The following is a 26,155-nucleotide window of genomic DNA, read 5'->3' as shown; positions in this document are numbered from 1 at the left end:
TGGGGTGCGGTTCAGTCGGCCACGTCCTCGAGGGCCCGGTCGTGGCGCAGCGACGTCCGGGCGGTCTCCTTCGCGGCGAGCACCGCCACCACGGTCAGTACCGACGCGACGGTCATGTAGATCGCCACCGCGGTCGGGTTCGGGTTCGCCACGTCGCCGAGCAGTTTCAGCGCGATGATCGGCGCCAGGGCCCCGGCCAGGATCGACGCCAGCTGGTAGCCGACCGAGGCACCGGTGTAGCGGACCGAGGTGCCGAACAGCTCGGAGAAGAACGCGGCCTGCGGGGCGTACATCAGGGCGTGCAGGAACAGGCCGACCACCACGGCGAGGATGATCTTCGGTTCGGAGCGGCTCTCCAGCAGGCCGAAGAAGACGTACGACCAGATCGCGAGCCCGACCGCACCGGCCAGATACAGCGGGCGCCGGCCGACCCGGTCGGAGACCGCCCCGATCAGCGGGATGACCACGAACTGCACCGCCGACCCGATCAGCAGGGCGGTGAGGATCATGCTCTTGTCGGCGGTCGTCCCGGCGTACGTCGTCAGGTAGGTGATCGAGATGACGGTGATCAGGTAGTAGCCGATGTTCTCGGCCAGCCGCATGCCCATCGCGACCAGGATCTCCCGGGGGTAGCGGCGCACCACCTCGCGCAGCGGCTGGTGGTCCCTCCCGGTCTCGGCGAGCCGCGCCCGGGTCTGCTGGAAGACCGGCGACTCCTCGATGCTCAGCCGCACCCACAGGCCGACCAGCACCAGCACCGCACTGAGCAGGAACGGGATCCGCCAGCCCCACGCCTTGAACGCCTCGTCGGACTGCACCAGGGCCAGCACCCACAGCACCCCGGTCGCGAGCAGATTGCCCAGCGCCACCCCGGCCTGCGGCCACGACGACCAGAACCCGCGCCGCGCGTCGTCGCCGTGCTCGGCCGCCATCAGCACGGCACCGCCCCATTCGCCGCCGACCGCGAAACCCTGCGCGAGCCGGCACACCAGCAGCAGCACCGGGGCGGCCAGGCCGATCGTGGCGTAGGTGGGCAGCAGTCCGATCGCGACGGTCGCCACGCCCATCAGCATCAGCGACACGACGAGCATCCGTTTACGGCCGATCCGGTCGCCGAAGTGGCCGAACACGATGCCGCCGAGGGGGCGGGCGACGAACCCGAGCGCGTACGTCCCGAACGCCAGCAGGGTGCCGGTGACCGGGTCGGAGGAGGGGAAGAAGAGGGCGCCGAAGACGAGCGCGGCCGCGGAGCCGTAGAGGAAGAAGTCGTACCACTCCACGGCGGTGCCGACCAGGGACGCGAAGACGACCTTGACGATGGGGGCCCGTTGGGTGGCGATCGAGGCCATGGGCGTTCCTCTCGGATGTTCACAGGATTCGGTGGTACCGGGACGCTACGTCCGGGACCGGCCGGGAACCCATGGATGCGGGCCACACATTGACGGCCGTTCAGGTGGTGGTGTCACCCAGGTGGCCGCGCAGCCGGTGCAGGCGCAGGGCCAGCTGCAGGTCCAGGGCGCGGCCCGGCCGCTGCCAGTCGTCGCCGAGCAGCTGCGCGACCCGTTCCAGGCGCTGGTTGACCGTGTTGACGTGCACGTGCAGCGCCTCGGCGGCCCGGCCCAGTCCGCCACCGGCGGCGAAGTAGGCCTCCAGGGTGCGGACCAGCGCGGTGCCCCGGCGCAGGTCGTAGTCAATCACCGGACCGACCGTTCCGGACACGAAGCCGGCGACGTCGCGCCGGTCGCCGAGCAGCAGGCCCACGTACCCCAGATCGGCCGCTCCCCCGCCCCCGCCGGATCGGCCCAGCGTGACCAGGGCGCTCAGGCACTGGTCGGCCTCCCGGTAGGCACCCGCCACACCCTCCGCGCCGCGGGCCGGACCGGCGCCGCCCGCGGTGACCGGCCGGCCCAGCGTCCGGCTCAGCTCCTTCGCCACCAGCCGGGCCGTCCCGGCCGGGTCGTCTCCGGGCAGCAGCAGCGCCAGCCGGCCGTCCCGCGGCATCGCCAGCCCGCGCCGGGTCGCCGCGAACGTCCGCGCCCACGACGCGGCCCGCTGCCCCAGCCCGTCACCGGTGTCGTCACCGGCCGCGACCACCACCCAGGGGGCGTCGACGTCCAGGCCCAGCCGGGCGGCCCGCGACCGCACCGCGTCCGGATCACGGACCGGCCGGCTGATCAGATCGTCGAGCAGGTCACCGCGAACCTGCGCCTCGGCGTCGGCGACCGTGCGCCGGAACAGCAGCAACAGGGCCGTCACCTGCGCGGCCCGCTCCAGGATCCGCTGATCCACATCGGCCAGTGGCCGGTCCGGCCGGAACACCAGCGCACCCAGGTTGTCGGCGCCGGCCACCACCGCGGCGATCACCAGGTCGCCGCGGCGCACGCTGCGGCCCTCCCCGCGGGAGGCGGCCACCGCCTCCTCGACGGTCGCGCCGGCCGGCTCCGGCACCTGCGCCGGCACCCCCGGGCTGCGGGCAGTGGCCAGCACCCGGCCGTCCGCGTCGATCACCAGCAGCACACCGGCCAGTACGTCGACCAGGTCGGCGGCCACGTCCTCCACCCCGCCGCCGCGCAGCACCACCGCGGTCATCCGGTCGTGCGCCGCGGCGGCCCGCTCCACCGACGCGCTGTGTGCCTGGATCACCGCGTTCGCCGCGGACAGTTCGGCCAGCGCGGTCTGCGTCTCACTGAGCAGGCGGGCCGTGTCCAGCGCCACCGCGGCGTGCGCCGCCAGCGACGACAGCAGCGCGACCTCCTCCCGCGCGAACGGGCGCTCGGCGCGATTGGCGGCGAACAGCACCCCGATCACCGCCGACCCCAACCGCATCGGTACGCCCAGAATCGCCACCAGCCCCTCGTCGGCCACACCCTGATCGATGTCGCCGGTGTGCCGGAACCGTGTGTCGGTCGGGTAGTTCGCCGTCGCGTACGGTGCCCCGGTCAACGCCACCAGCCCGCCCAGCCCCGCTCCCGGCGGCAGCCGCAGCGCCTGGAAACTGGCCGCCACCGACCCGTCGGTGATCCGCATGTACGTGTCCCCGCGCTCGGCGTCGTCCAGCGTCATGTAGGAGACGTCCACGTTGAGCAGTGTCCGCACCCGGTGGACGATGGCCCGCAGCACCGCGTCCACGTCGCGCAGCCCGGCCAGGTCGCCGGCCGTGTCGTAGAGCGCGGACAGTTCCTCCTCCCGCCGGCGACGGCGCTCCAGCAGCGCCCGTACCTTCAGCGCGAGGAGCTTGGCCTGTTCGAGGCCGTCGAGTTCGGCTCCGGACGTACCCGCGGTGCGGGCCGCCACGACCGGCCGCTCGAACTCGATCAGCGCCGCCTCACGGGCCAGCAGATCCAGGTAGTCGAGACCGTCCGGCATGTCAGTGCGCGGTCCATCCGCCGTCGATCGGCACGGACGCGCCGGTGATCAGACCGGCGGCCGGCGTGCACAGGTAGGCGACCAGTTCGGCCACCTCCTCCGGCGTGATCAGCCGTTTGATCGCCGCCCGGTCCAGCATGATCTCCTCGACCACCCGGTCCTCCGGGATGCCGTGCACCCGCGCCTGGTCGGCGATCTGCCGGTCGACGAGCGGGGTACGCACGAACGCCGGCCCGACACAGTTCGAGGTCACCCCGTGCGGCGCCCCTTCCAGGGCGATCACCTTCGACAGCCCTTCCAGGCCGTGCTTGGCGGCGACATAGGCCGACTTGAACGGCGAGGCGATCACCCCGTGCACCGAAGAGATGTTCACGATCCGGCCCCAGCCCCGCGCGTACATGTGCGGCAGGACCCGCCGGGCCAGCCGGAACGGCGCGTCCACCATGACCTTCTGGAGGTGGGCGAAGCGTTCCGGCGGGAAGTTCGGCAGTGCCGCCACGTGTTGCAGCCCGGCGTTGTTGACCAGCACGTCGACGGCCGGGTCGACCTCGTCGGTGGCGTCCGGATCGGCCAGGTCGACCACGAGCGGGCGCCCGCCGATCGCCGCCGCCACCTCCTTCGCCGACGTCTCGTCCACGTCCGCCACCAGCACGGTCGCCCCGGCGCCGGCCAGCCGGGCCGCGCAGGCCCGGCCGATGCCGCTACCGGCGCCGGTCACCAGTGCGGTCCGGCCGTTCAGGTCCAGCGTGACCACCCGCGTCGTCATGGCGCACACCCTACGAGCCACACCCGGCCCCGATCCATGTGTGCCATCGACATCCCGACCGGCTCACGGGTGTCCTCCTGCCACAACACCGGACCCTTTTCCCGTGAACGGCCTGTTGAGCCGGTACGGATGGCGAATGATCCGTTCGGGGGCGGATTCCAGACGAGGGGGACGACGTCATGAGCCAGCCCGTACCATCGACGGCCCGCCTGGCAGGCGACGTACGCATCGGTACCAAGATCCTGGTGGTCGTGCTGCTGGTGGCGGCCCTCGGCGGCGCGGTGGGCCTGTTCGCCCTGCGCCAGATGAGCACGCTGTCGGACGCCGCCGAGGGCGAGTACGCCCAGACCCTGAAGGCGCAGGCGATCGCCGACATGCGCTCGGCGTTCAACCGGGGCCGGATCAACGCGCTGGAGTATCTGCTGGCCGGTGACGCCGACACCCGGGCCACCGAGCAGAGGGAGTTCCAGGCGGAGGTCGACACCGTCGCCGACATCGGCGCCGGATATCAGAAACTCGCCGGAACCCCGGCCGAACGGGACAGCCTCACGTCGTTCACCGGGGTCTGGGACGAGTATCTCGTCATCGTCACGGACCGGTTGTTCCCCCTCGCCGCACAGGGGCGGATGGATCAGGTCCGCGCGGTCCGCAAGACCGAGATCCAGCCGCTCGTCGCCTCCATGCGCGACGACCTGACCGCACTCGCCGACGCCGCCATCGCCGAGGCCGATGCCTCCCACGAGAGCGCCGCCGGCGCCTACCGCACCGGCCGGACCGTCGTCATCGTCGCGATCCTGGCCGTACTGCTGATCGGCGCCGCCGTCGCGGTGCTGTTCGCCCGGGGCATCACCCGGCCACTCGCCCACTGCGTGCAGGTGCTGCACCGCATCGACGAGGGTGACCTGACCGCCCGGACCAGCATCGGCGGCAACGACGAGATCGGTGACTTCGCCGCCGCCCTCAACCACACCGCCGAGAATGTCGCCACCACCGTCCGGCAGGTCCGCGACGACGCCGACGCCCTGTCCAGCACCTCGGCCCGGCTGTCCACGATCGCCGAGGAACTCACCCGGTCCGCGCAGACCACCGCCGAACAGGCCGGATCGGTGTCCGCCGCGGCCGACGTGATCTCCGCGAACGTGCAGACCGTCGCCGCCGGCACCGAAGAGATGAGCGCCTCGATCCGGGAGATCGCCACCAGTGCCGGCGCCTCCGCCCAGGTGGCCGGGTCCGCCACCACGGCCGCGGAGCGCACCAGCGAGACCATGGCCAAGCTCGGTCAGGCCAGCGCCGAGATCACCGAGGTGATCAATGCGATCACGAGCATCGCCGAGCAGACCAACCTGCTGGCGCTGAACGCCACCATCGAGGCCGCCCGGGCCGGCGAGTCCGGCAAGGGCTTCGCGGTGGTCGCCTCCGAGGTCAAGGACCTGGCCCAGGAGACCGCGCGGGCCACCGAGGACATCAGCAGGCGGATCGCCGCCATCCAGTCCGACACCGACGCGGCGGTCTCCGCGATCGGCGACATCGGACAGGTCATCGCCCAGATCAACGACTACGCCACCACCATCGCCGCCGCCGTCGAGGAGCAGACCGCCACCACCGGCGAGATGGGCCGCAACGTCGCCGAGGCCGCCACCGGCTCCGGGCACATCGCCAGCGACATCACCAACGTGGCGGCCACCGCCAACCAGACCACCCGGAGTGCCGACGAGGCGCGGACCACCGCCGCCGAGCTCGCCGGGATGGCCCAGCGGCTCGGCAGCGCGGTCAGCAACTACCGGGTCTGACGGCGTCTGGTCACCGCGGGGCCAGGTGCAGGCGGGGCCAGGTGGCCAGGTCGGCGAGCAGTCGCCGGTCGTGGGTGGCGATCACGACGGCGGCCGGCGTGCTCAGCAGGGCCCCGGTCAGCTCGTCGACGAGGGTGGACGACAGATGGTTGGTCGGCTCGTCGAAGATCAGCAGGTCGGGACCGCTCGCCAGGTGAAGGGCCAGGTCGAGGCGGCGCTGCTGGCCCTGGGAGAGCAACCGCACCGGGGTGCGCAGAGCCTCGGCGTCGAGCAGGCCCATCGTGCCGCGGCCGGCCAGCAGCCGGTGTGCCGTGAGGTCGTCCGGCCGGTCCGGGACCTCCTGCGCGACCAGGGCGATCCGGGCGTCCGGGGAGCGGTGGACGGTCCCCGCGGAGGGCCGCAACCGGCCGGCCAGCAGCGACAGCAGGGTCGACTTGCCGGCCCCGTTGGCGCCGGTGACCAGCAGCCGGTCGCCGCCGTCGAGGCTGAGGGTGACCGGCCGGTCGAGGCGGCCGGCCACCCGCACCCCGTCGGCACGCACCAGCGGCACACCCTTGCGGGTGCTCAGCTCCGGCCACCGCAGCACCGCCGGCGGCGCCGGAACGGTGATCCGGTGCGCCTCGAGAGCGTCGCGTTCCCGGTTCAGCGCCTGCACCACGCCGGGCGTGTGGGACTGTCGTTTGTGCCTGTCGACGCCCTTGTCCGGGCGCCAGCCGGTGCTCAGCCGGGAACGCGCACGGTCGACGGCCTCGGCCAGGCGGCGATGTTCGGCCTGCTGCTCGTCGTACTCCTGCACCCATCGTTGAAGCTCCCGGCGGCGGCCACGCTGCCACTCGTCGTAGCCACCGGCGTAGGTGCGGGCCCGGCCGTCCCGGCTCGGATCCAGGTCGGTGAACTCGCGGGCGACGTCCCGCAGCAACTGCCGGTCATGACTGACCACGACGATGCCCCCGGGATGCCCGCGCAGCCGGTCGGTCAGGAACGCCAGTCCGGACGCGTCCAGATGGTTCGTGGGTTCGTCGAGCAGCAGCAGGTCGTGATGGGCGCCGAGCAGGCACGCCAGGCGCACCCGGTATCGCTGGCCGACGGACAGGGTGCCCAGCTCACGATCTCGGTCGGTGCAGGCGCCGAGGGCCTCCAGGGCGATGTCGACGCGGCGTTCGGCGTCCCACGCGTCCAGCCGGGCGGCGGCTTCCAGGGCCGCCGCGTAGCGGTCGTCCGCGCCAGGCCGGCCGGCGGCCAGGTCACCCGCCGATTCGTCAAGATCGATCAATGCGGTACGGGACTCCAGCAGCGCCGCCGACGTGAGGCTTCCGACGGTGTCACCGGGGCGGGCGTGCAGGGCCTGGGCGGCCAGTCCGATCGTTCCGGCCCGCCGTACCGTGCCGGTGTCCGGCGTGATCAGGCCGGCCAGCACGTGCAGCAGGGTGGTCTTGCCGCGGCCGTTCTCCCCGACGACGGCCAGGCGGCTGCCGGCCGAGACGGTGACGGACACGTGGTCGAGAACGAGACGGGCGCCGAGGCGGACGGTGACGTCGTCGGCACGAAGATGTGCAAGGGACATGGGTGTGCTCCGCAGCTCGAGAGTGAGCCGGGTAGCCGGATGCGGCCGCCCGGCAGAACGCCGAGACGGCGGGCAGTGCAGAGAAATGCAGGATGCGCCGCCGTCAGCGGCCGCTGCGTAGCCTCATGAACGCGATTCCCTGGTACATGCCGCCGAGGCTATCCGGGCCGCCCGGAGACGGCCACCGGTTTTTCGGATGTTCCCATCATCGGGATGATGTGGGTATCGTGGCGGGCATGGTCCGGTTGACGAGGGCGCAGCAGCAGGCCCGCACGAGAGCCGCCGTCCTCGACGCGGCGGTCGAGGAATTCGCGGAGTACGGCTACGCCGACGCCAAGATCGACCGGATAGCGGCCCGCGCCGAGCTGACCCGCGGTGCCGTCTATTCGAATTTCGCCGGCAAGCGGGCGCTCTATCTCGCGGTCCTGCTCGACTACGGGCCGTCACCCGTCGCGCCACCGGCCGCGGATCTGCCCGAGAGCATCCCGGTGGTGACGGCCGCCGAGGGTTTCGCCCGCGCCTGGCTGGAGCATCTCCCGTTCGCCGGTGACACCGCGGCCGGCGGGCGCCTGCGCTCCCGGTCCGTCACCGGGGTCTTCGACGACGAGCCCGGCCGCGCGGCCGTCACCGAGATCACCCGCCTGGAGGCGCTGCTCCTGGCCCTCGCTCTGGAGGCGTGCCCGCCGTCCGCCGGGCGGCGGGTCCGGCTGGCCGAGCTGATCCTCACCCTGCTGCACGGCGCCGACCATCTCGCCGGTGCGGCCCCCGGATTCGGTGACCTGTTCGACGTCACGCGGGCCTGCGGCCACCTGGCCGGCCTCGCCCTCGCCGACGAGTGGGACCCACCGCATCTGCCGTTCGTGCCGCCCGCCGAGTTGTGCGACGCACCGTGGGAGCCCGCCGACGGCGTCACCGACGACGGCCTGCTCGTGGTCCTCGGCACGGCCCGGCTCGGTGCCGCCGAGGAGGCGGTCCGGGCCGCCGGCCCCGACGACCGGGTCACCGTGGCCGTGGTCTCCGGCGACCCGGCCGAGACCGGCGCCCTGGTCCGCCTCCGCCTCACCGCCATGAGCGCCTGCCTGCGCCGGGCCCTCCCACCGGGCGTCGCCCGGCCCCTGCACATCGACCTCGACGACGGGCCCGCGCTGGCCGCCGCGATCGCCGCCTCGTTCGCCGCCGGCACCTCCCCGGCCGCGGTCGGGGACGACACCGAGATCGCGGTGCGGATCCGGGACGGACGGATCGTGGCACGGGCGTCGGGGCGGGGTGCGGGGCACGCCGCGGCGATCGCCCTGCGCGCCGGCGGGACGGGGCAGCCGTGACCGACCTGCCGGTTCTCCACACCCTGCGGTGCCTCGGTTTCACCGATCTGGACCGGGTCGCCGACGCCGCCGGTCTGACCACACCCGACACCGAGTCGCGGCTCATCGATCTCGCGGTCGACGGGCTGGTCACCCGTACTCCTGGAGCTTTCGGGGGCTGGGGCCTCACCGAGGCCGGCAAGGCCGCGGACGCCCGTCTGGTGGCCGCCGAATTGGACGCCGCCGGGACGCGGAGGGAGGTGACCGCGGCCTTCGAGGCGTTCCTGGTCCTCAACCCGGAACTGCTCGACCTGTGCACGGCCTGGCATCTGCGGCCGGTCGACGGCGTGCCCGAGACCAACGACCACACCGACACCGCGTACGACGCCCGGGTCCTGGCCCGCTTCGTCGACCTCGACCGGCGGGCGGCGGACGTGTGCGCGGCGCTCACCGCGGCCCTCCCCCGCTTCGGCCGCTATCGGGGACGGCTCACCGCGGCCCTCGACCTGGCCCGGGCGGGCAAGCGTGAGCACCTGGCCGACACCACCACCTCGTACCACAGTGTCTGGTTCCAGCTCCACGAAGACCTGCTGGTCACCCTCGGTATGCCGCGATGACGTACGTCCACCGCCTCTCCCCTGCCCTGCCCGTCGACGCCGGGGTGCTCGGCGGCAAGGGATCCGGGCTGGTCACCCTGATGCGGCTGGGACTGCCGGTGCCGGCCGGGTTCGTCGTCTCCACCGCGGCGTGCCGGGACTTTTTGCGGGACGGCCGGCTGCCCGGCGGGCTCGCGGTGGAGCTGGCCGCCGCGGTGCGCGACCTCGAGACGGCGACCGGGCGGACGTTCGGCGGGGCGGACCGGCCGCTCCGGGTCTCGGTGCGGTCCGGGGCGGCCGTGTCGATGCCGGGCATGATGAACACCTTCCTCGACGTGGGCGGCCCCTCGGCGCAGACCGCGGCCGACCGGCTCCGGGCGGCGGTCGAGGCCGTGTTCGCGTCGTGGCACACCCCGCGCGCCACCTCCTACCGGGAGGTCCACGATGTTCCGCACGACCTCGGGACCGCGGTGGTCGTCCAGGAGATGGTGTTCGGTGATCGTGACGAGCACAGCGGGAGCGGGGTCGCGTTCAGCCGGGATCCCGGCACCGGCGTGAAGGCGCCCTACGGGGACGTGCTCTTCGGGCACCGGGGCGACGACGTGGTCTCCGGCCGGGTGGCGACCCGGCCGATCGAGGCGCTCGCCGACCGCGAACCGGCCGTGTGGGCCGCGCTGCTCGACGGGCTCGACCGGGCGGAACGGCACTACCGGGACGTGTGCCATGTCGAGTTCACCGTCGAGTCCGGGCGCCTGTGGTTCCTTCAGGTACGGCCGGGCGGACTGGCCGGGCGGGCGGCGGTACGGGTCGCGGTCGACCTGGCCGACGAGGGGATCATCGACCGGGCGACGGCCGTGCGGCGGGTCTCGGCCCGGCAGATCCGCGCGGCCCGTGTCCCACGGATCCGCACCGGAACGCCGGTGCTCGCCCGCGGTGTCGGGGCGAGTCCCGGCGTGGCCACCGGCCGGATCGCGGTCACCGCCGACCAGGCCGCCCGGATGGCCGCCGCCGGGCCGGTCATCCTGGTCCGCCCGCACACGTCACCGCTGGACATGCACGGGCTGGCCGCCGCCGCGGGCATCGTCACCACGATCGGCGGCCCCACCAGCCACGCCGCCGTCGTCGCCCGGTCGATGGGCAGACCCGCCGTGGTCGGCGCGACCGCCCTCACCGTCGACCCGGCGACCGGTCGCGTCCACACCCCCGACGGCTCCTTCGCCGAGGGGACGGTGTTCACCATCGACGGCACCGGCGGCGAGGTGGTCGCCGGACCCGCCGAGACCACCACCGACGACGCCGGCCCCCACCTGAGCCGGCTGCTCGGCTGGGCCACACCCGGGGGCTGACGGCACCGGCACGGTCGGGCGTGGCACGCTGTGGCGGTGCCTATGGATGACGTCATCGACGAGCCGCTGCGGGTTCAGTGGGAGTCCTTTCTCGAGGATCACCGGGCGGAGCTCCTCGCCAGCCTGGACGGGCTGACCGAGGAGCAGGCCCGGCGGCGGCTCGTGTCCTCCGAGACGACACTGCTCGGCCTGGTCAAACACGTCACCTTCGTGGAGAAGGTGTGGTTCGACGAGGCGATCACCGGCCGGTCGCGCAGCGAGATCGGTATTCCGGAGACACCGCACGAGTCGTTCCTCCTCGACGAGACGGACACCGTCGACAGCGTGCGGGCCGCCTACCGGGAGGCCTGCGAGGCGTCCCGGGCCGCCGTGGCCGGGCTCGGCCTCGACGACGTCGTGACCGGCAACCGCCGCGGGCCGGTGCCACTGCGCTGGATCTACCTGCACTTCCTGCGGGAGATCGCCCAGCACTGCGGGCACGCCGACATCCTGCGCGAGCAGATCCTCGCCGGCTGACCCCCTTGTGGGTACGGTGGGCGCGTGCCCGAAACCGATCGCTGGGCCCGTTCCGACTGGTGGGGTGTGGTGCTCGACGCGCCCGACGTCGAGGTGCTGGCCACGTTCTACGCGGAGCTGCGCGGCTGGTCGATCTGGCGGCGTGAACCCGGCAACATCGTGCTCGACCTCGGCGCGGGTGTCGCCTACCTCGCGATCCAGCACAACCCCGACTACGTGCGCCCGGTGTGGCCGGCCGAGGGCGGGCGCCAGCAGATGATGCTCCACCTGGACTTCGAGGTCACCGACCTGGCGGCCGCGGTGGCGCACGCGGTCGGTCTCGGCGCGGCGTTACCGGCCCACCAGCCGCAGGACGACGTGCGGGTGCTGCTCGACCCGGCCGGTCACCCGTTCTGCCTCTACACCTCCTGATCCCGCGGTCACCGGGCGGCGTATGCCGCCCGGCTCTCCTCGATGCCCGGCGCGTGCGCGATCGCCCACCCGGCCAGGGCCAGCGCGGGCGGGATGAGACTCTCGCCGGTCGGGGTGAGGGCGTATTCGACGCGGGGCGGGACTTCGGCGTGGACGGTCCGGGTGATCAACCCGTCCCGTTCGAGGTGGCGCAGCGTCAGGGTGAGCATGCGCTGGGAGATGCCGGGGACCTGATGGTGCAGATCGGTGAAACGGAGCGTGCCCTGGTCGAGGGTGGCGACCACCAGCAGGGTCCACTTGTTGCAGATCTGGTCGAGGATCGCCCGGAGCGTACGGCCCCCGTCACCCCGGATCATGCAGGTGTGTTCGTAGTCCACAGGTGACGCTCCCTGTTCGTCAGGCACACGCTTGTGCCTTTTGTAAGGCCCCTGAAAGTACCGCATCATGTGGTCACTTACGGCTGGTAACCATCCTGGTGACCGCCGGTTTCGAAGGGCCTCGCCATGCACATCGCCTACTGGGTACTCGCTGTCCTGCTCGCCGTCTTCTACGCGTACGCCGGCGGCAGGAAGGTGAGCCAGAGCCGGGAGCGGCTACAGCCGATGATGGGCTGGGTCGACCGGACCCCGATGTGGCTCGTCCGGACGATCGGCGGGCTGGAACTCGCCGGAGCGGCCGGGATGATCCTGCCGCCGCTCACCGGGATCGCGCCGGTGCTGGCGCTCGCCGCCGCGGCCGGGCTCACGATCATTCAGGTCGGCGGGATCGTCGTGCACGTCACGCGGGGCGAGGTGAAGGTGATCGGGCTCAACATCGCGCTGCTGGTGGCGGGCGCGGTGACCGTCGGCCTGGCCACGATCTGGCTGTGACAGCAGGCCGAGAGCAGTGACGACGTCGGCGGCCGTGTGCGTCGGGTGGTAACCCGTCTCGGTCCACGGCCGGCCGGCGGACACCCAGACGCTGGTCAGGCCCAGCGCGGACGCCCCGGCGATGTCGGCGTGCGGGGAGTCCCCGATCATCCAGGCGCCGGCCAGATCCGCCGCGGCGGCGCGGAAGATCGCGGGATCCGGCTTCTTGCAGCCCACCGCCTCGGAGACCACCCAGCCGTCGACCAGGCGGTCCAGGCCGGTGTTACGGATCTTGGCTTCCTGCTGGACGGTGCGGCCGTTCGTGACGATGACGCACGTCCATCCGGCGGCGCGGACCCGGCGGAGGGCGTCGGCGGTCGGCGCGGCGAGAACGACATGATCGGCTGCGCCGACGTCCAGAAGGGTACGGACGCTCCGCGCGGCGACGCCGAACCGGTCGATCATCGACGCGGCGACCGCGGCGCGGGACGCGTAGCCACCGGCGTCGGCGGTCATCACCCAGTCCAGGTCGGCGGCCGGCAGACCGTGCTCGTCGAGGAAGGCGGCGACCGCGGTGCGGAATGCGGCATCCCGGTCGATCAGCGTGTTGTCGAGGTCCACGAGCAGCAGCGGCATCAGGACACCATGCGCCCCAGCCCGGCGAGAACCGCGTCCAGCGCGCCGCGGCCGCCGCCCCGCTCGGCACTGGTGGACGGCCACGGGCCGGCCGCGTGCGCCTCGATCCGCGCGATGTTCACCATGATCGATGATCTTATGGAGCACCTGCCGGACGGCTTTCGGGTGTCCGCTACCTTGGGCCGATGCGGAGAGCCGACCAGTCCCCCGAGTCCGCGCCCGCCTGGCTGCTGTGGCCGGTCCGGGCCGTCGCGGTCGTCGTGGTGCTGCCGTTCCGCCTGCTCGGCATGGCCGTCGCGGCGATCGGCCGGTTCCTGCACCGCTATCTGATCGTGCCGCTGGCCTGGCTCGGGCACCATGCGATCGTCGTCCCGGCGACCTGGCTGTGGCACTACCTGATCGTCGTCCCGGTGACCTGGCTGTGGGCCGAGGTGCTGCTGCCCCCGGCCCGCTGGCTCGGAAAAGCCCTGGTCACCGTGTTCGGCTGGCTTCTCGCGATCCCGGTGATGCTGATCGGCGTACCGCTGATGTGGCTGTGGGAACACGCCGCCGTCCCCGGGGCGCGCCTGTTCCACCGCTGGATCCTGCACCCGCTCGGCATCGCCCTCGCCGCCGCCGGCGGGTTCCTGTGGACGTGGGTCCTCGCCCCGGTCGGCCGGGCGATCGCCTGGTTCCTGCGTCTCGGCTGGCAGGGCACGAGCTGGCTGTTCCGCCAGATCTACCGCTTCCTGCTCCGCCCGATCGGCATCACCGTCGCCGTGACCTGGCATTACACGTTCGGCGCCGTGTGGCGTCACGTCATCGCGCCGACCGGCCGCTGGCTCCGCGACGAGATCCTCCGCCCCACCGGCGCCGCGATCCGGTCCGTCCTTTCCGCGCTCGGCCTGCGATGAACCCCTCTGCGGTACGGACCACCGCCCACCCCACCGCAACGTCGACCGTCCCCGGGCTACACCGCCGGGGGGCTGCCCGCTCATGACCGCGGCGCGTCCGCCGGGCTGAGGCCCGGCTCACCGTCACCCCGGGCCAGCCGGCCGGGTCCCGAAGGCTGAGGCGACGGCTCACCGTCACCCCGGGCGAGCTGGCCGGGTCCCGAAGGCTCAGGCCCCGGCTCACCGTCACCCCGGGCGCGCCGGCCGGGTCCCGAAGGCTCAGGCCCCGGCTCACCGTCACCCCGGGCGCGCCGGCCGGGTCCCGAAGGCTCAGGTGCCGGGACATCTCGCCACGGCTCCAACGCGGGCGGGTCGTCGCCCCGTACGGCGTAGACGAATCGCTCAGGTGAGTGGCGACGTACGTCTACGGAGCCGAACCGGACGGCCGGTACCGTCGGTGACCACTCGACAGCAAGCTCACCGTGTGAACATGCCGCCACCCCAGGATCCGTGGGCCGGCCAGCCCGGACAGCCACCGGCGCCGCGCCCCGGCCACGGTCCGCCGACCACGCCGGGACAACCCACCGCGCCGCCCGGCGCGAACCACGGTCACGGATCGCCCACCGTCCCGGGCCCGCCTGGCGGTACGTACCCCGGACCCGGCCACCACCCCGGATACGGCCCGCCGGTCGGCGCGTACCCCGAACCCGGCCCCCACCCGGGATACGGGCCGCCGGGCGGTCACTACCCCGAACCCGGCCCCCACCCGGGATACGGGCCGCCGGACGGCGCATACCCCGGAACCGGCCAGTACTCCGGATACGGACCGCCGACCGGTCCGGGGCAACCCGCCGGCTCGCACCCGGGATATGGACCACCGACCGGATACGGTCCGCCGGGCCTGCCGCCCACGTCGATGTTCGCGGCGCCGCCCACACCGGCGCAGAAGTGGAAGCCGTGGCACAAGAAGATCCTCGGCGTCGTCGGCGTGCTGTCGCTGTGCCTGTGCGGCGTGGCCCTGTTCGCGCCGGATCAGGACCCGACCGAATCGCCGGAGCCGCGGGACAGTCCCGCCGTCGCCGCGCTCCAGCAGGCCGCCACCGGGACGCCGGAGGCCGGCGTGACCACCACCGCGAAGCCCAGGCCTTCCCCCACGGTGTCGAAGGCGACCCCGAAGGCCACCGCCACCAAGTCACCCAAGGCCGTCTACTACGCCGACTGTGACGCCGCCCCCGGCGAACTCGGCAGGGGTGCGGCGGGCTACCGCAAGGCGCTGGACCGTGACGGTGACGGGGTCGCCTGCGAGTCCGGTGGCGACGACGATCCGGTCGAGGTGGAGGAGCCCGCCGAGGAGGACGAGGGCACCGACCCCCGGTTCCGGACCTGCGGGGCGGCCAACGACGCGGGCTACGGCGACTACCGGCGTGGGGTGGACCCGGAATACCACTGGTACCAGGACCGCGACGGTGACGGGGTGGTCTGCGAGACGTGACCCCGGCGGGACGGGCACAGCCGGTGACCAGCGGCCTCAGCCCGGCGCACGCGCTGCGGCCGGGGCCCCGCGCCCACCTCGCGCGGTAGCCGACGGGACGGTCCCGATCGGGCGGGGGCGGTTGCGGCCGTACCAAAAAAGGGGTCGATCCGGCGGAAGCGGCTGACGAATAGGGACAGCGGGTCCGGGCGTGGGCGATATGCGGAATCATGACGGGTGTGAGTGGGCGCGTCTTCGGGATCCTGTCGCCTTTCGTGGGAGGGGACTACTACGGGGCGATCATCGAGGGGATCAACACGGCGGCCGTTTCCGGCGGCGACCGGGTGACGGCCGTGCAGACGCTGGATCCCGGCGCGCACAGCGCGGATCGCAGTGGCCTCCCGGATTTCCACCGGCCGGTGGCGTGGCGGCATCTGTCGGGTCTGGCGATCCTGCCGGGCGCGGTGGGCCCGGAGTATGCGGAGGCGGCTCGCCGGGCGGGGCTGCCGGTGGTGCTGGTGGCGGCGGAGAAGTCCGGCGAGGGCATGTCGGTGGTGGCCGCCGACAACCGCAGCGGCGTCCGGGACGCCGTTGCCCACCTGATCGAACACGGTCATGAGCGGATCGCGTTCGCCGGCTACACGGTGCATTTCGACCTGCGGGAACGGCTCGCCGGGTACCGCGAGGGGCTGGCCGAGCGGAATCTGAGCCCGATGGTGTTCGACGCCGGCGACAACCACGAGTCCGGTGGCGTGTCGGTGGCGGACGCGCTGATCCGGGCGGGGATGCCGGCGACGGCGATCGTGCTCGGCACCGACCGTAACGCGATCGGGCTGATCCAGCGGATGACCGCGGCCGGCTACGAACTGCCGCGGGATCTGGCGGTCGTCGGGTTCGACGACATCGCCGACGCCGCCTATCTGCGGCCGGCGCTGTCGAGTGTGCGGCAGCCGCTGGACGCCCTCGGCGCGGCCGTCTACCACCTGATGTCGGAGCCGCCGCAGAAACGGCAGGTGGCGACGGTCTTCGAGCCACGGGAGTCGTGCGGCTGCCCGTCGGACGGGCTGCCGGTGTCGGAGGGGCAGACCCGCGAGCTGTTCCGGCAGGTCCGCTACCTGCAGGACACGCTGAACGTGCAGTACGAACTGGGTGTCGCCCTGCTGGCCGAGCAGGGTGCCGATCCCGCCGGCCTGGAGTGGCTGGACCGGACGACGGCGCTGGCCGGGTGTCTCGGGCTGTGGCATCCGGACCAGCCGGAGAAGCTGGAGACGGTGGGAACGTTCCGCTGCCCGGCTGCGGGTGGCGGGGTCCTCCCGGTGGATGAATTTCCGCCGGCCGAACTGTTCGCCCGCGCCGACGGGCCCCGTGGGGACATCGTGTTCACGGTGCCGGTGCGCAGCCACGGCCGGGACTGGGGGATGCTCGCCGCGGTCGGGCGGATCCAGTCGACGACCCCGCCCGGCCGGGAGATGATGAACCATTCCGGGTCGCTGCTGGCGAAGGCCCTGGACTACCGGGTGGTGGAGGAACGGCTGCGTACGGCCGCGATGCGTGACCACCTGACCGGCCTGCCGAACCGGCTGCTCCTGGAGGACCGGCTCACCCACGCGGGGATGCGGGCGGCGCGTGAGCCCGGCTACCGGTTCGCGGTGCTGCTCCTGGACCTGGACGGGTTCAAGGCGGTCAACGACAGTCTCGGGCACGCCGCCGGTGACCAGTTGCTCGTCCAGGTGGCGAGGCGGCTGACGGGGCTCTTGCGGCGCACCGATACGGTAGCCCGGCTGGGCGGGGACGAGTTCGTCGTGCTGATCGACGACGTCTCCGGGCCGGGCGGGGACAGTGCGGTCCGCGCCGGGATCGAGGCCGCGGTGACCGAGCCGTACACGATCGACGGGCACGTCGTCGAGGTGGGGCTGAGCATCGGGTCGGCGGTCTCCGGCGACGGCTCGTCCGACCCCGACCTGCTGCTGCGGGAAGCCGACGCCGCCATGTACCGGGCGAAATCGGCCGGCCGCCGACGATGACGGATTTCGTGGAGAAGCGCGACGTGACGACCGACCAGCCCGGCCAGCTCGCCCGCCGGGTTCACCCGGAGACCTGGCACGAGCAGTGGACCGACCTGAATCACTTCCTCATGGTCTACAAGTTCGGCCTGGCCGAGATCAACACGAAGATCACGATCCTGGCGGAGGAGCTCACCCACCGCGGATCCGGCAACCCGATCGAGCACGTCAGCCCGCGTCTCAAGTCACCGGCCAGCATCACCGCGAAGGCCCACCGCCTCAACTGCCCGCTGCACTTCGACGACCTGCGCTCCCGGATCCGCGACATCGCCGGCATCCGGATCGTGTGCAGTTTCGTCTCCGACGTCTACACGGTCGCGAACATGCTGACCCGCCAGCCGGACGTCAACCTGGTCGTCACCAAGGACTACATCGCCAGGCCGAAGCCCAACGGCTACCGCAGCCTGCACCTGATCGTCGAGATCCCGGTCTTCATGTCGGACCGGGTCGTGGCCGTGCCGGTCGAGGTGCAGCTGCGCACGGTCGCCATGGACTTCTGGGCCAGCCTGGAACACAAGATCTACTACAAGCACGACCCGGACGTGGTCCCGCCCCGCCTCCGCGACGAACTGACCGCCGCCGCCGAGGACGCCGCCCGCCTGGACGTCCGGATGGAACGCCTGCACCGCGAGATCCACGGCCCACGACGCTGAGCCGCGCTCAGAGGCCGACGATCCGGCCGCGGTCACCGAAGGCCTCGACCGCGCGGAGCAACCGTTCGAGGAAGTCGCGCAGGTCGTCGGCGACCACCTGGATCCCGGGGCCCTCGTAGACGCCGCCCAGGTAGGACGCGTCCGCCAGCCGGAGCACCCGGCCGTCGTCGAGGGTGAGCGCGTAGAGATCGCCGCCGCCGTCACCGCCGAACACCACGACGGCCGCCTCGAACGGGTCCGCGATCCGGTCGGGTTCCGTGTGCACGTCCGCGGCCGGGTGCAGGAACCAGCCGTTGCCGATGTCCGGCAGGGACACCGGGCCGACGGCCCGATGCAGCGCCACCAGGTCCGGGGGCAGCCATGGCGGCAGCCCGTCCAGGTCGGCGGTGGGGGTGGCGGGCCCGATCCGGTGCTCGCCGGCCTCGAAGGGGTACGTGGACACGACGTCGCGCAGCGCCCGGGCGGTGGCGCCGTCCAGGAGCGTGGCCCACTCCACCAGCCAGTCGTCGGTCAGCATCGCGGTGACTCCCTTTCGCCGATCAGCCGGTGCCGGCACTGTAGGCCCACGGCGAAAATGCGTTGCCGGGGCCGGGCCGGGGTGCTGGGGTGGTCGGGTGGATCATCAAGAGGTACTGGCTCTGTTCGACCGGCAGATGCGACGGGACATGCGCGCCGAGGGCGACGGCTCCCGGATCGAACGGGACGGGCCGGTGATCCGGCACATCGGCGCCGGTCCGCAGGCCTGGAACGCGGTCGTCTGGTCGGATCTGGACGAGACCACCGCGGACGCGGCGATCGCCGGCGAGGTGCGGCGCTTCGCCGAGATCGGGCATCCGTTCGAGTGGAAGCTGTACGGCTACGACCGGCCCGCCGATCTGGCTGACCGCCTGGTCGCGGCCGGGTTCCAGCCGGACGACGAGGAGACCCTGATGATCGCGGCGATCAGAGATCTCCGGCTCGGCGCGGACCTCCCCGAGGGGGTACGCATCGACCGGGTCACCGATCCGGCCGGGGTGGAACTGATGGTGAGCGCCAGTGAGCAGGCGTTCGGGGAGAACGCCGACTGGCTGCGGCACCGCCTGCTGGACCAGTTGGCCAACGATCCGGACAACGCGTACCTGTTCGTGGCGATGGCCGGCGACGAGCCGGTGTCGGGGGCCCGGATGGACGTCAACCGGGGCACCGCGTTCGCCGGGCTGTGGGGCGGTGGGACGGTCAGCGCGTGGCGGGGCCGCGGCATCTACCGGGCACTGGTCGCCGAGCGGGCCCGGATCGCCGCCGACCTGGGTTACGAATACCTTCAGGTGGACGCGTCCGATCAGAGCCGCCCGATCCTGGAGCGCCTCGGCTTCGCCGTCCTGACCAGCACGACCCCGTACAACAAGGCCTGACCGTTCGCGATCGGGCGCCGGGGCCGCTCAGATCCAGGTGGTGGGGTCGCCGACGGTCAGGCGGCCCGGGTGCTCGACGGTGGCGAAGACGCCGAAGGTCATGTCGTTGTGCTCGGCGAGGGATTTGAGCAGGTCGTTGCGGGCGGCGGCGTGATCCTGCGCCATGTCGACCATCACGCAGCGGGTCAGGGGGCGCACGACCCGCAGCACCACGTCGGGGCCGATGCGCAGCCGGCGGCCGGACCAGTCGTCCTCCGGGAAGCCGGTGCCGGGCAGGTCGAGCAGCAGGTTGGCGCGGAATCGCAGCGGGTCGACCCGCCCGCCGTCCGCCTCGGCGCCGGCCATGCCGGTCACGGCACGCAGCGCGGCCGTGGTGATCAGGCTGACCGGGCCCTCGTCGTGGTGCGGGACGGCGGTCTCCGGCGCGAGGGTGACCGGGCGGCCGAGGTGTTCGCTGATCGCCTGGTGGCCGGCCGGGTCGTCGGCGGTGAAGCGGCGGCCGTCCGGCAGCTCGACCAGCGGGCCACCGGAGGACGCCGGCATCTGGGCGCGGAGGTCGAAGAGGCCGGGCATGCGTCGGAAACGGCGGGTGTTCTTGCCGCTGCCGACCTTGCCGTCGGTGTCGCGGACCGCCCACAGGCGGTCGCCGGCCAGGCCCCGGGAGTCGACGTGGGCGGCTTCGACCACCTCGCCCAGCAGGGACTTCACCGGGTAGCGACGTATCTCGACGAGTTGCACGCGCCGACAGTAGGGGATGCGGAAAACCGATTGTTAAGGTCGGCGGTGTGAGTGTGGGCACTCGACCGCCGTAGCGGTGAGTGCGGCATCAGCCCGGCGGCCGCGGTGCGGTCGTGCGCCGGGGTCGCGTCGCGGGGTAGGCCCGGTTCGCGCGGATGCGGTGGTGATTGTGTGGCTCGTACCACCGTATTTGCCGTCGCAGACAATGGTCTTTGGAGGATTCCTACAACTAACGCTGCGCGACATGCATGATCCGGCCCATGGCTCGACCGGTCGGTAGCCGGGAGGGTTGGGGTGGAGATTGCTGGATGGTGTCAGGGAGGCTCGGCAAGTGTTCAGGCGTGTCGCGATCATCAACCGTGGAGAGGCCGCGATGCGGCTCATCCACGCCGTGCGGGATCTGTCCGCGGAGACCGGGACCCGGATCGAGACGGTCGCCCTCTACACCGACGAGGACAAGACCTCGACGTTCGTGCGTGAGGCCGATCTGACGTATTCCCTCGGACCGGCGGCCGCACGGCCCTACCTCAACCACGCGCTGCTGGAGCGGGCGCTGGTCGACACCGAGGCGGACGCGGCCTGGGTGGGCTGGGGCTTCGTCGCCGAGGACCCGGTGTTCGCGGAGCTGTGCGACCGGGTCGGGGTGACGTTCGTCGGGCCGAGCGCGGAGGCGATGCGCAAGCTCGGCGACAAGATCGGCTCGAAGCTGATCGCCGAGGAGGTCGGCGTCCCGGTGGCGCCGTGGAGCCGCGGCGAGGTCGCGACGCTGGAGGACGCGCTGCGGGCCGGTGACCAGATCGGTTATCCGCTGATGCTGAAGGCGACCGCCGGCGGTGGCGGGCGCGGCATCCGGCGCGTCGACTCCGCCGAGGATCTGACCGACGCCTACGAGCGGACCAGCCAGGAGGCGCTGCGCGCGTTCGGGTCGGGCGTGGTGTTCCTGGAGCGCCTGGTGACCGGGGCACGGCACGTCGAGGTCCAGATGATCGCGGACGGGCAGGGTGGCGCGTGGGCGCTCGGTGTCCGGGACTGTTCCGTCCAGCGCCGCAACCAGAAGATCATCGAGGAGTCGTCGTCGGTCGTGATGGCGCCCGAACAGGCGGCCGAACTGAAGGCGGCGGCGGTCCGGCTGGCGCTCGCGGTCGGCTACCGGGGTGCGGGCACGGTCGAGTTCCTCTACCACCCGGGTGACGGGCTGTTCGCGTTCCTGGAGGTCAACACGCGTCTTCAGGTCGAGCACCCGATCACCGAGATCACCACCGGTACCGACCTGGTCAAGCTGCAACTGCACGTCGCCGCCGGCGGCACCCTGGACGGGCCGCCGCCCGCCGAGCAGGGGCACGCGGTCGAGGCGCGGCTCAACGCCGAGGACCCGGACCGCGACTTCGCCCCGTCCCCGGGCCGCATCTCCCGGCTGGCGCTGCCGGCCGGGCCCGGCATCCGGGTGGACACCGGCGTCAGCGAGGGCGACAGCATTCCGGCCGCGTTCGACTCGATGATTGCCAAGATCATCGCGTACGGCCGGAACCGTGACGAGGCGCTCGGCCGCCTCCGCCGCGCCATGGCCGAGACCACCGTCATCATCGAGGGCGGCTCCACCAACAAGAGCTTCGTCCTCGACCTGCTCGACCAGCCCGAGGTGATCGACGGGTCCGCCGACACCGGCTGGATCGACCGGGTCCGCACCGAGGGCCGCCTGGTCAGCCACCGGCACTCGGCGATCGCGCTGGCCGCCGCCGGCATCGAGGCCTACCTGGACGAGGAGGAGATCAGCCGGCAGCGGCTGCTCACCACCGCGCACGGCGGCCGTCCGCAGGTGCAGCACGAGACCGGCCGCCCGCTGGACCTGAAACTGCGCGGCGTCGGCTACCGGGTGCAGGTGTCCCGGCTCGGGCTCAAGCGGTTCCGGGTCGGCATCTTCTCCGGCGCCTCGTTCGGGCACGCCGACGTGATCAGCGAGCGGTTCGACGAGCACAGCGGCCAGATGTATGTGAACGGCCACCGCTTCCGGCTGACCACCGCCACGCACGGCCCGATCCACACGATCGAGGTCGACGGCGTCACCCACCGGGTCAGCCGGGACGAGGGCGGCGTGGTCCGCTCCCCCGCTCCCGCCCTGGTCGTGGCCACGCCGCTGGCGGTCGGTGACGAGGTGGAGGCGGGTGCGCCGATCCTCGTGCTGGAGAGCATGAAGATGGAGAACGTGCTGCGGGCGCCGTTCAGGGCCCGGGTGCGGGAGTGTCCCGTCGCGGTGGGCAGCCAGGTGGAGACCGGTGCGCCGCTGATGCGCCTGGAACCGCTCGCCGACGCCGCCTCGGAGGAGGTCGCCGCACCCACGGCCGCGGTCGAGATCGAGCTGCCCGAGGGGCCGCGGGCCGATCACAGCGTGGACGATCTGCGGGCGCTGCTGCTCGGATACGACATCGAGCCGGTCCTGCCGGTCGACCACGGGCGGCGGCCGGCCGCCGAGGAGATCGACCTGCTCACCATCACCGCCGACCTGCTCGAACTCAGCCGCAACAAGCCCGGCGACGACTGGAAGATCGAGCCCGGCAACGCGGTGCACAGCCCGCGGGAGAACTTCCACACCTACCTGCAGAGTCTCGACGTGGAACGGGCCGGGGTCACGGCCGCCTTCCAGGACCGGCTGACGCGGGTGCTCGCGCACTACGGCGTGACCAGCCTCGATCGGAGCCCGGAGCTGGAGGACGCGGTCTTCCGGATCTTCCTGGCGCTGCAGAAGTCGGCGGCCAACATCGCGGTGGTGTCGGCTCTGCTGCGGCAGTGGATCGCCGGGGCGCCGCCGCTGGAGCCGCTGGCCGAGCGGGCCGGCATCGCGCTGGAGCACCTGATCGAGGCGACCCAGGTGCGGTTCCCGTCGGTCTCCGACCTGGCCCGGGGCATCGTCTTCCGGTGGTACGCGCAGCCTCTGCTGCGGCGTACCCGGGCCGAGGTCTATGCCTCCGTACGCGCCGACCTGCGGCACCTCGACCACCACCCGGACTCGCCGGATCGCGCCGAGCGGATCCAGCGGATGGTGGCCTGTTCGGAGCCGCTGGTCCGGCTGGTCGGGCAGCGGATCGGGCGGCCCGGCCGGGACCACATGCCGCTGCTGGAGGTCCTGACCCGGCGCTACTACGAGAACCGCGACCTGTCGGACTTCTCCGCCGACGGCCGTTTCATGACCACGACGCATTCCGGCGGTGGCCGCGTCACCCGGGTCTCCGCCGCCGCCGTCGACATCGAGGACCTGCCGGAGACGCTCGCCGCCGTCTCGTCCGACGTCGCCGACGTCTACGTCGCCTGGGACGGCCAGCCGGGCGCCGACGAGATGGCCCTCGAACTCGGCAGACTCTTCGCCGGGCTGCGGCTCCCGTCCACGCGCCGGATCACCGCGACCATCGCCGGCACGAGCGGCGCGGTCATGCACCACCACTTCACCTTCCGCGCCGATCAGGATGGACATTTCGCCGAGGACCGGCTCATCCGGGGTCTGCACCCGCAGATCGCGCTGCGGCTCCAGCTGGAACGGCTGCGCGAGTTCGACCTCACCCGGCTGCCGTCGACCGACGAGGAGATGTACCTGTTCAAGGCGGTCGCCAAGAGCAACCCGTCCGACGAGCGGCTCATCGCGATGTACCAGGTCCGCGACCTGACCGCGCTCCGCGAGACCGACGGCCGGCTCGTCGCGCTGCCCGCCCTGGAGGAGGGCATCACCCTCACCCTCGACGCGATCCGCAACATCCAGGCGCAGCGGCCGCAGCACAAGAGGTTCGACACCAACCGGATCATGATGTACGTCTGGCCGGTCACCGAACTGTCCATCGACGAACTGAACGCCCTGGTGCAGCGCATCCTGCCGACCGCGTCCGGCGCCGGCCTGGAAGAGGTCCAGTTCGTCGCCCGGCAGCGCCGCTCCAGCGGGGAACTCACCGAGGTGGTCGTGACGATCACCCTGGAGCCGGGTGGCGGCGCGCACCTGAACGTCGGGGAACCCTCCACCGACCCGGTGCAGCCGCTCGACGACTACCGGCAGAAGGTGCTGCGGGCGGCCCGTCGCGGGACGGTCTACCCGTACGAGCTGACCGGTCTCCTCGGCAGTTTCACCGAATACGACCTGACTCCCTCCGGCGTGCTCGAGCCCGTCGACCGGCCGAAGGGTAAGAACTCGGCGGCGATCGTGGCCGGTGTGGTCACCACACCGACCGACCGCTACCCGGAGGGCATCACCCGGGTGGTGCTGCTCGGCGACCCGACCAAGTCGCTCGGCGCACTGTCCGAACCCGAGTGCGCCCGGGTCATCGCCGCCCTCGACCTGGCGGCGTCTCTCGGCGCGCCCCTGGAGTGGTTCGCGCTGTCGGCGGGCGCACGGATCTCGATGAGTTCCGGCACAGAGAACATGGACTGGGTGGCCGCCGCCCTCAAGCGCATCGTCACGTTCACCCAGGACGGCGGCGAGATCAACATCGTGGTGGCCGGGATCAACGTGGGCGCCCAGCCGTACTGGAACGCCGAGGCCACGATGCTCATGCACACCAAGGGCATCCTGGTCATGACCCCCGACTCGGCGATGGTCCTGACCGGCAAGCAGTCACTGGACTTCTCCGGCGGCGTGTCGGCCGAGGACAACTTCGGCATCGGCGGCTACGACCGGGTGATGGGACCCAACGGCCAGGCACAGTACTGGGCGCCGTCCCTCCCGGCCGCCCGCGACGTGCTGATGGCGCACTACGACCACACGTACGTCGCGCCCGGCGAGACCGGCCCGCGCCCCGCTCTCACCACCGACCCCGCCGACCGGGACGTCTCCGACTACCCGCATACGGTCGACGGCAGTGACTTCACCACGGTCGGCCAGATCTTCTCGGTGAGCCACAACCCGGACCGCAAGAAGGCGTTCGACATCCGTACCGTCATGCGGGCCGTGTCCGATCAGGATCACCCGGTCCTGGAGCGGTGGGCGGGCATGGCCGACGCCGACACCTCAGTCGTTCAGGACGCCCACATCGGTGGGCGCCCGGTCTGCCTCATCGGCATCGAGTCCCGGTCGGTGCCGCGGCGCGGTTTCCCGCCCACCGACGGCCCCGACACGTACACGGCGGGCACGCTGTTCCCCCGCTCGTCGAAGAAGACGGCCCGGGCGATCAACGCCGCCTCCGGCAACCGCCCGCTGGTCGTCCTCGCGAACCTGTCCGGTTTCGACGGTTCCCCGGAATCGATGCGCAACCTGCAACTCGAGTACGGCGCCGAGATCGGCCGGGCCATCGTCAACTTCGACGGCCCGATCATCTTCACGGTCATCTCCCGCTACCACGGCGGCGCGTTCGTCGTCTTCTCCAAGGCCCTCAACCCGAACATGACGGTCCTCGCACTGGAAGGCTCGTTCGCCTCGGTCCTCGGCGGTGCCCCCGCGGCGGCGGTCGTCTTCTCCGGCGAGGTCAACAACCGCACCGCCAACGACCCGCGCGTCACCGAACTCCAGGCCCAGGCGTCAGCGGCGTCGGCCACCGAACGGGCGGCCCTCAACGCCCGTCTGGCCGAGGTCCAAGGCGCGGTCCGCGCCGAGAAACTCGGTGAGGTGGCCGCCGAATTCGACCGCGTGCACAGCATCCAGCGTGCGGTCGAGGTCGGCTCGGTGGACGCCATCGTCAGCACGGCCGACCTGCGTCCCCGCATCATCGAGGCCATCGAGCACGGCCTCAAGAGCTGATCCGTTCTGCTCGAGCGCGGCGGTCCGGTTCCGGGCCGCCGCGTTTTTCTTTCTTGTACGCCCAGCCGAGTCCCGGACTACACCGCGAGCGAGGCTTGCCCTCCCGCCCGCAAGGCG

General features: G+C 72.3%; 21 protein-coding genes and 1 pseudogene. 13 read left to right on the top strand and 9 right to left on the bottom strand.

What is annotated here, in order from left to right; genetic code table 11:
• Positions 1-11 precede the first annotated feature (11 nt).
• The 3 genes from BC793_RS26725 to BC793_RS26715 form a co-directional block, all read right to left on the bottom strand.
• Entirely contained in the window at positions 12-1,349 is a 1,338-nt protein-coding gene (locus BC793_RS26725; RefSeq protein WP_109596899.1) for an MFS transporter, read from the bottom strand.
• Positions 1,350-1,449: 100 nt separating this feature from the next.
• Positions 1,450-3,366, bottom strand: coding sequence for a helix-turn-helix domain-containing protein (locus tag BC793_RS26720; RefSeq protein ID WP_109596898.1), 1,917 nt, complete (start codon positions 3,364-3,366; stop codon positions 1,450-1,452).
• Between the two features lies 1 nt (position 3,367).
• On the bottom strand, positions 3,368-4,132 hold the full coding sequence (locus tag BC793_RS26715) for a 3-hydroxybutyrate dehydrogenase (RefSeq protein WP_109596895.1): 765 nt from the start codon (positions 4,130-4,132) through the stop codon (positions 3,368-3,370).
• 179 nt (positions 4,133-4,311) lie between these two features.
• Between BC793_RS26715 and BC793_RS26710 the strand changes: the two genes are divergently transcribed.
• Entirely contained in the window at positions 4,312-5,922 is a 1,611-nt protein-coding gene (locus tag BC793_RS26710; protein WP_109596893.1) for a methyl-accepting chemotaxis protein, read from the top strand.
• A gap of 10 nt (positions 5,923-5,932) precedes the next feature.
• Here the strand turns inward: BC793_RS26710 and BC793_RS26705 are convergent, their stop codons facing one another.
• Entirely contained in the window at positions 5,933-7,486 is a 1,554-nt protein-coding gene (locus tag BC793_RS26705) for an ABC-F family ATP-binding cassette domain-containing protein (RefSeq protein ID WP_109596891.1), read from the bottom strand.
• A gap of 236 nt (positions 7,487-7,722) precedes the next feature.
• Here BC793_RS26705 and BC793_RS26700 point away from each other — a divergent pair, with 236 nt between their 5' ends.
• From BC793_RS26700 to BC793_RS26680, 5 genes are read left to right on the top strand one after another with little or no spacing between them, the layout of a single operon-like run.
• Entirely contained in the window at positions 7,723-8,808 is a 1,086-nt protein-coding gene (locus BC793_RS26700; protein ID WP_109596999.1) for a TetR/AcrR family transcriptional regulator, read from the top strand.
• On the top strand, positions 8,805-9,404 hold the full coding sequence (locus tag BC793_RS26695; protein WP_109596889.1) for a transcriptional regulator: 600 nt from the start codon (positions 8,805-8,807) through the stop codon (positions 9,402-9,404). The genes BC793_RS26700 and BC793_RS26695 overlap by 4 nt, the downstream gene beginning before the upstream one ends.
• On the top strand, positions 9,401-10,729 hold the full coding sequence (locus BC793_RS26690; protein WP_109596887.1) for a PEP/pyruvate-binding domain-containing protein: 1,329 nt from the start codon (positions 9,401-9,403) through the stop codon (positions 10,727-10,729). Before BC793_RS26695 ends, BC793_RS26690 begins: the two co-directional genes overlap by 4 nt.
• 42 nt (positions 10,730-10,771) lie before the next feature.
• On the top strand, positions 10,772-11,245 hold the full coding sequence (locus BC793_RS26685; protein ID WP_109596885.1) for a DinB family protein: 474 nt from the start codon (positions 10,772-10,774) through the stop codon (positions 11,243-11,245).
• Between the two features lie 24 nt (positions 11,246-11,269).
• On the top strand, positions 11,270-11,656 hold the full coding sequence (locus tag BC793_RS26680; protein WP_109596883.1) for a VOC family protein: 387 nt from the start codon (positions 11,270-11,272) through the stop codon (positions 11,654-11,656).
• A gap of 8 nt (positions 11,657-11,664) precedes the next feature.
• Here BC793_RS26680 and BC793_RS26675 read toward each other — a convergent pair whose 3' ends face one another.
• The gene (locus BC793_RS26675) at positions 11,665-12,033 is read right to left on the bottom strand and encodes a winged helix-turn-helix transcriptional regulator (protein ID WP_373871207.1); all 369 of its coding nucleotides are present in this window, start codon (positions 12,031-12,033) and stop codon (positions 11,665-11,667) included.
• A gap of 126 nt (positions 12,034-12,159) precedes the next feature.
• On the opposite strand from BC793_RS26675, the gene BC793_RS26670 reads away from it, so the two are divergent.
• On the top strand, positions 12,160-12,525 hold the full coding sequence (locus tag BC793_RS26670) for a DoxX family protein (protein ID WP_109596881.1): 366 nt from the start codon (positions 12,160-12,162) through the stop codon (positions 12,523-12,525).
• A 33-nt stretch (positions 12,526-12,558) separates the two neighbouring features.
• Here the strand turns inward: BC793_RS26670 and BC793_RS26665 are convergent.
• Both BC793_RS26665 and BC793_RS52405 read right to left on the bottom strand, forming a co-directional pair.
• A pseudogene (locus tag BC793_RS26665) lies at positions 12,559-13,140 on the bottom strand (HAD family hydrolase); the annotation flags it as partial.
• Positions 13,140-13,265 (bottom strand): hypothetical protein, encoded by a 126-nt coding sequence (locus tag BC793_RS52405; RefSeq protein WP_275416164.1) that lies wholly within the window; start codon positions 13,263-13,265, stop codon positions 13,140-13,142. The gene BC793_RS52405 and the pseudogene BC793_RS26665, both read right to left, overlap by 1 nt.
• Positions 13,266-13,325: 60 nt before the next feature.
• On the opposite strand from BC793_RS52405, the gene BC793_RS26660 reads away from it, so the two are divergent.
• From BC793_RS26660 to BC793_RS26640, 4 genes are all read left to right on the top strand, one after another.
• Positions 13,326-14,033, top strand: a complete 708-nt coding sequence (locus tag BC793_RS26660; RefSeq protein WP_109596879.1) for a hypothetical protein — start codon at positions 13,326-13,328, stop codon at positions 14,031-14,033.
• Between the two features lie 469 nt (positions 14,034-14,502).
• Positions 14,503-15,504, top strand: a complete 1,002-nt coding sequence (locus tag BC793_RS51615) for an excalibur calcium-binding domain-containing protein (protein WP_249037394.1) — start codon at positions 14,503-14,505, stop codon at positions 15,502-15,504.
• A 218-nt stretch (positions 15,505-15,722) separates the two neighbouring features.
• The gene (locus BC793_RS26645) at positions 15,723-17,507 is read left to right on the top strand and encodes a substrate-binding and GGDEF domain-containing protein (protein WP_158319375.1); all 1,785 of its coding nucleotides are present in this window, start codon (positions 15,723-15,725) and stop codon (positions 17,505-17,507) included.
• A gap of 23 nt (positions 17,508-17,530) precedes the next feature.
• The gene (locus BC793_RS26640; RefSeq protein WP_239169893.1) at positions 17,531-18,199 is read left to right on the top strand and encodes a GTP pyrophosphokinase; all 669 of its coding nucleotides are present in this window, start codon (positions 17,531-17,533) and stop codon (positions 18,197-18,199) included.
• A 7-nt stretch (positions 18,200-18,206) separates the two neighbouring features.
• Here BC793_RS26640 and BC793_RS26635 read toward each other — a convergent pair whose 3' ends face one another.
• Positions 18,207-18,716: a hypothetical protein gene (locus BC793_RS26635; RefSeq protein ID WP_109596873.1), complete on the bottom strand. Its 510-nt coding sequence runs from the start codon at positions 18,714-18,716 to the stop codon at positions 18,207-18,209.
• Positions 18,717-18,813: 97 nt separating this feature from the next.
• On the opposite strand from BC793_RS26635, the gene BC793_RS26630 reads away from it, so the two are divergent.
• Positions 18,814-19,590, top strand: a complete 777-nt coding sequence (locus BC793_RS26630; protein WP_109596871.1) for a GNAT family N-acetyltransferase — start codon at positions 18,814-18,816, stop codon at positions 19,588-19,590.
• 27 nt (positions 19,591-19,617) lie between these two features.
• On the opposite strand, the gene BC793_RS26625 is transcribed toward BC793_RS26630, so the two are convergent.
• The gene (locus BC793_RS26625; RefSeq protein WP_109596869.1) at positions 19,618-20,328 is read right to left on the bottom strand and encodes an MOSC domain-containing protein; all 711 of its coding nucleotides are present in this window, start codon (positions 20,326-20,328) and stop codon (positions 19,618-19,620) included.
• 331 nt (positions 20,329-20,659) lie between these two features.
• Here BC793_RS26625 and BC793_RS26620 point away from each other — a divergent pair, with 331 nt between their 5' ends.
• A complete protein-coding gene (locus tag BC793_RS26620) occupies positions 20,660-26,038 on the top strand; it encodes an ATP-binding protein (RefSeq protein ID WP_109596867.1) in 5,379 nt (1,792 codons plus the stop codon).
• Positions 26,039-26,155 lie beyond the last annotated feature (117 nt).

This window comes from Actinoplanes xinjiangensis, from assembly GCF_003148685.1.
In the GTDB taxonomy this organism is placed as follows: Bacteria; Actinomycetota; Actinomycetes; order Mycobacteriales; family Micromonosporaceae; genus Actinoplanes; species Actinoplanes xinjiangensis.
This window is presented reverse-complemented; position numbering and strand designations above follow the sequence as displayed.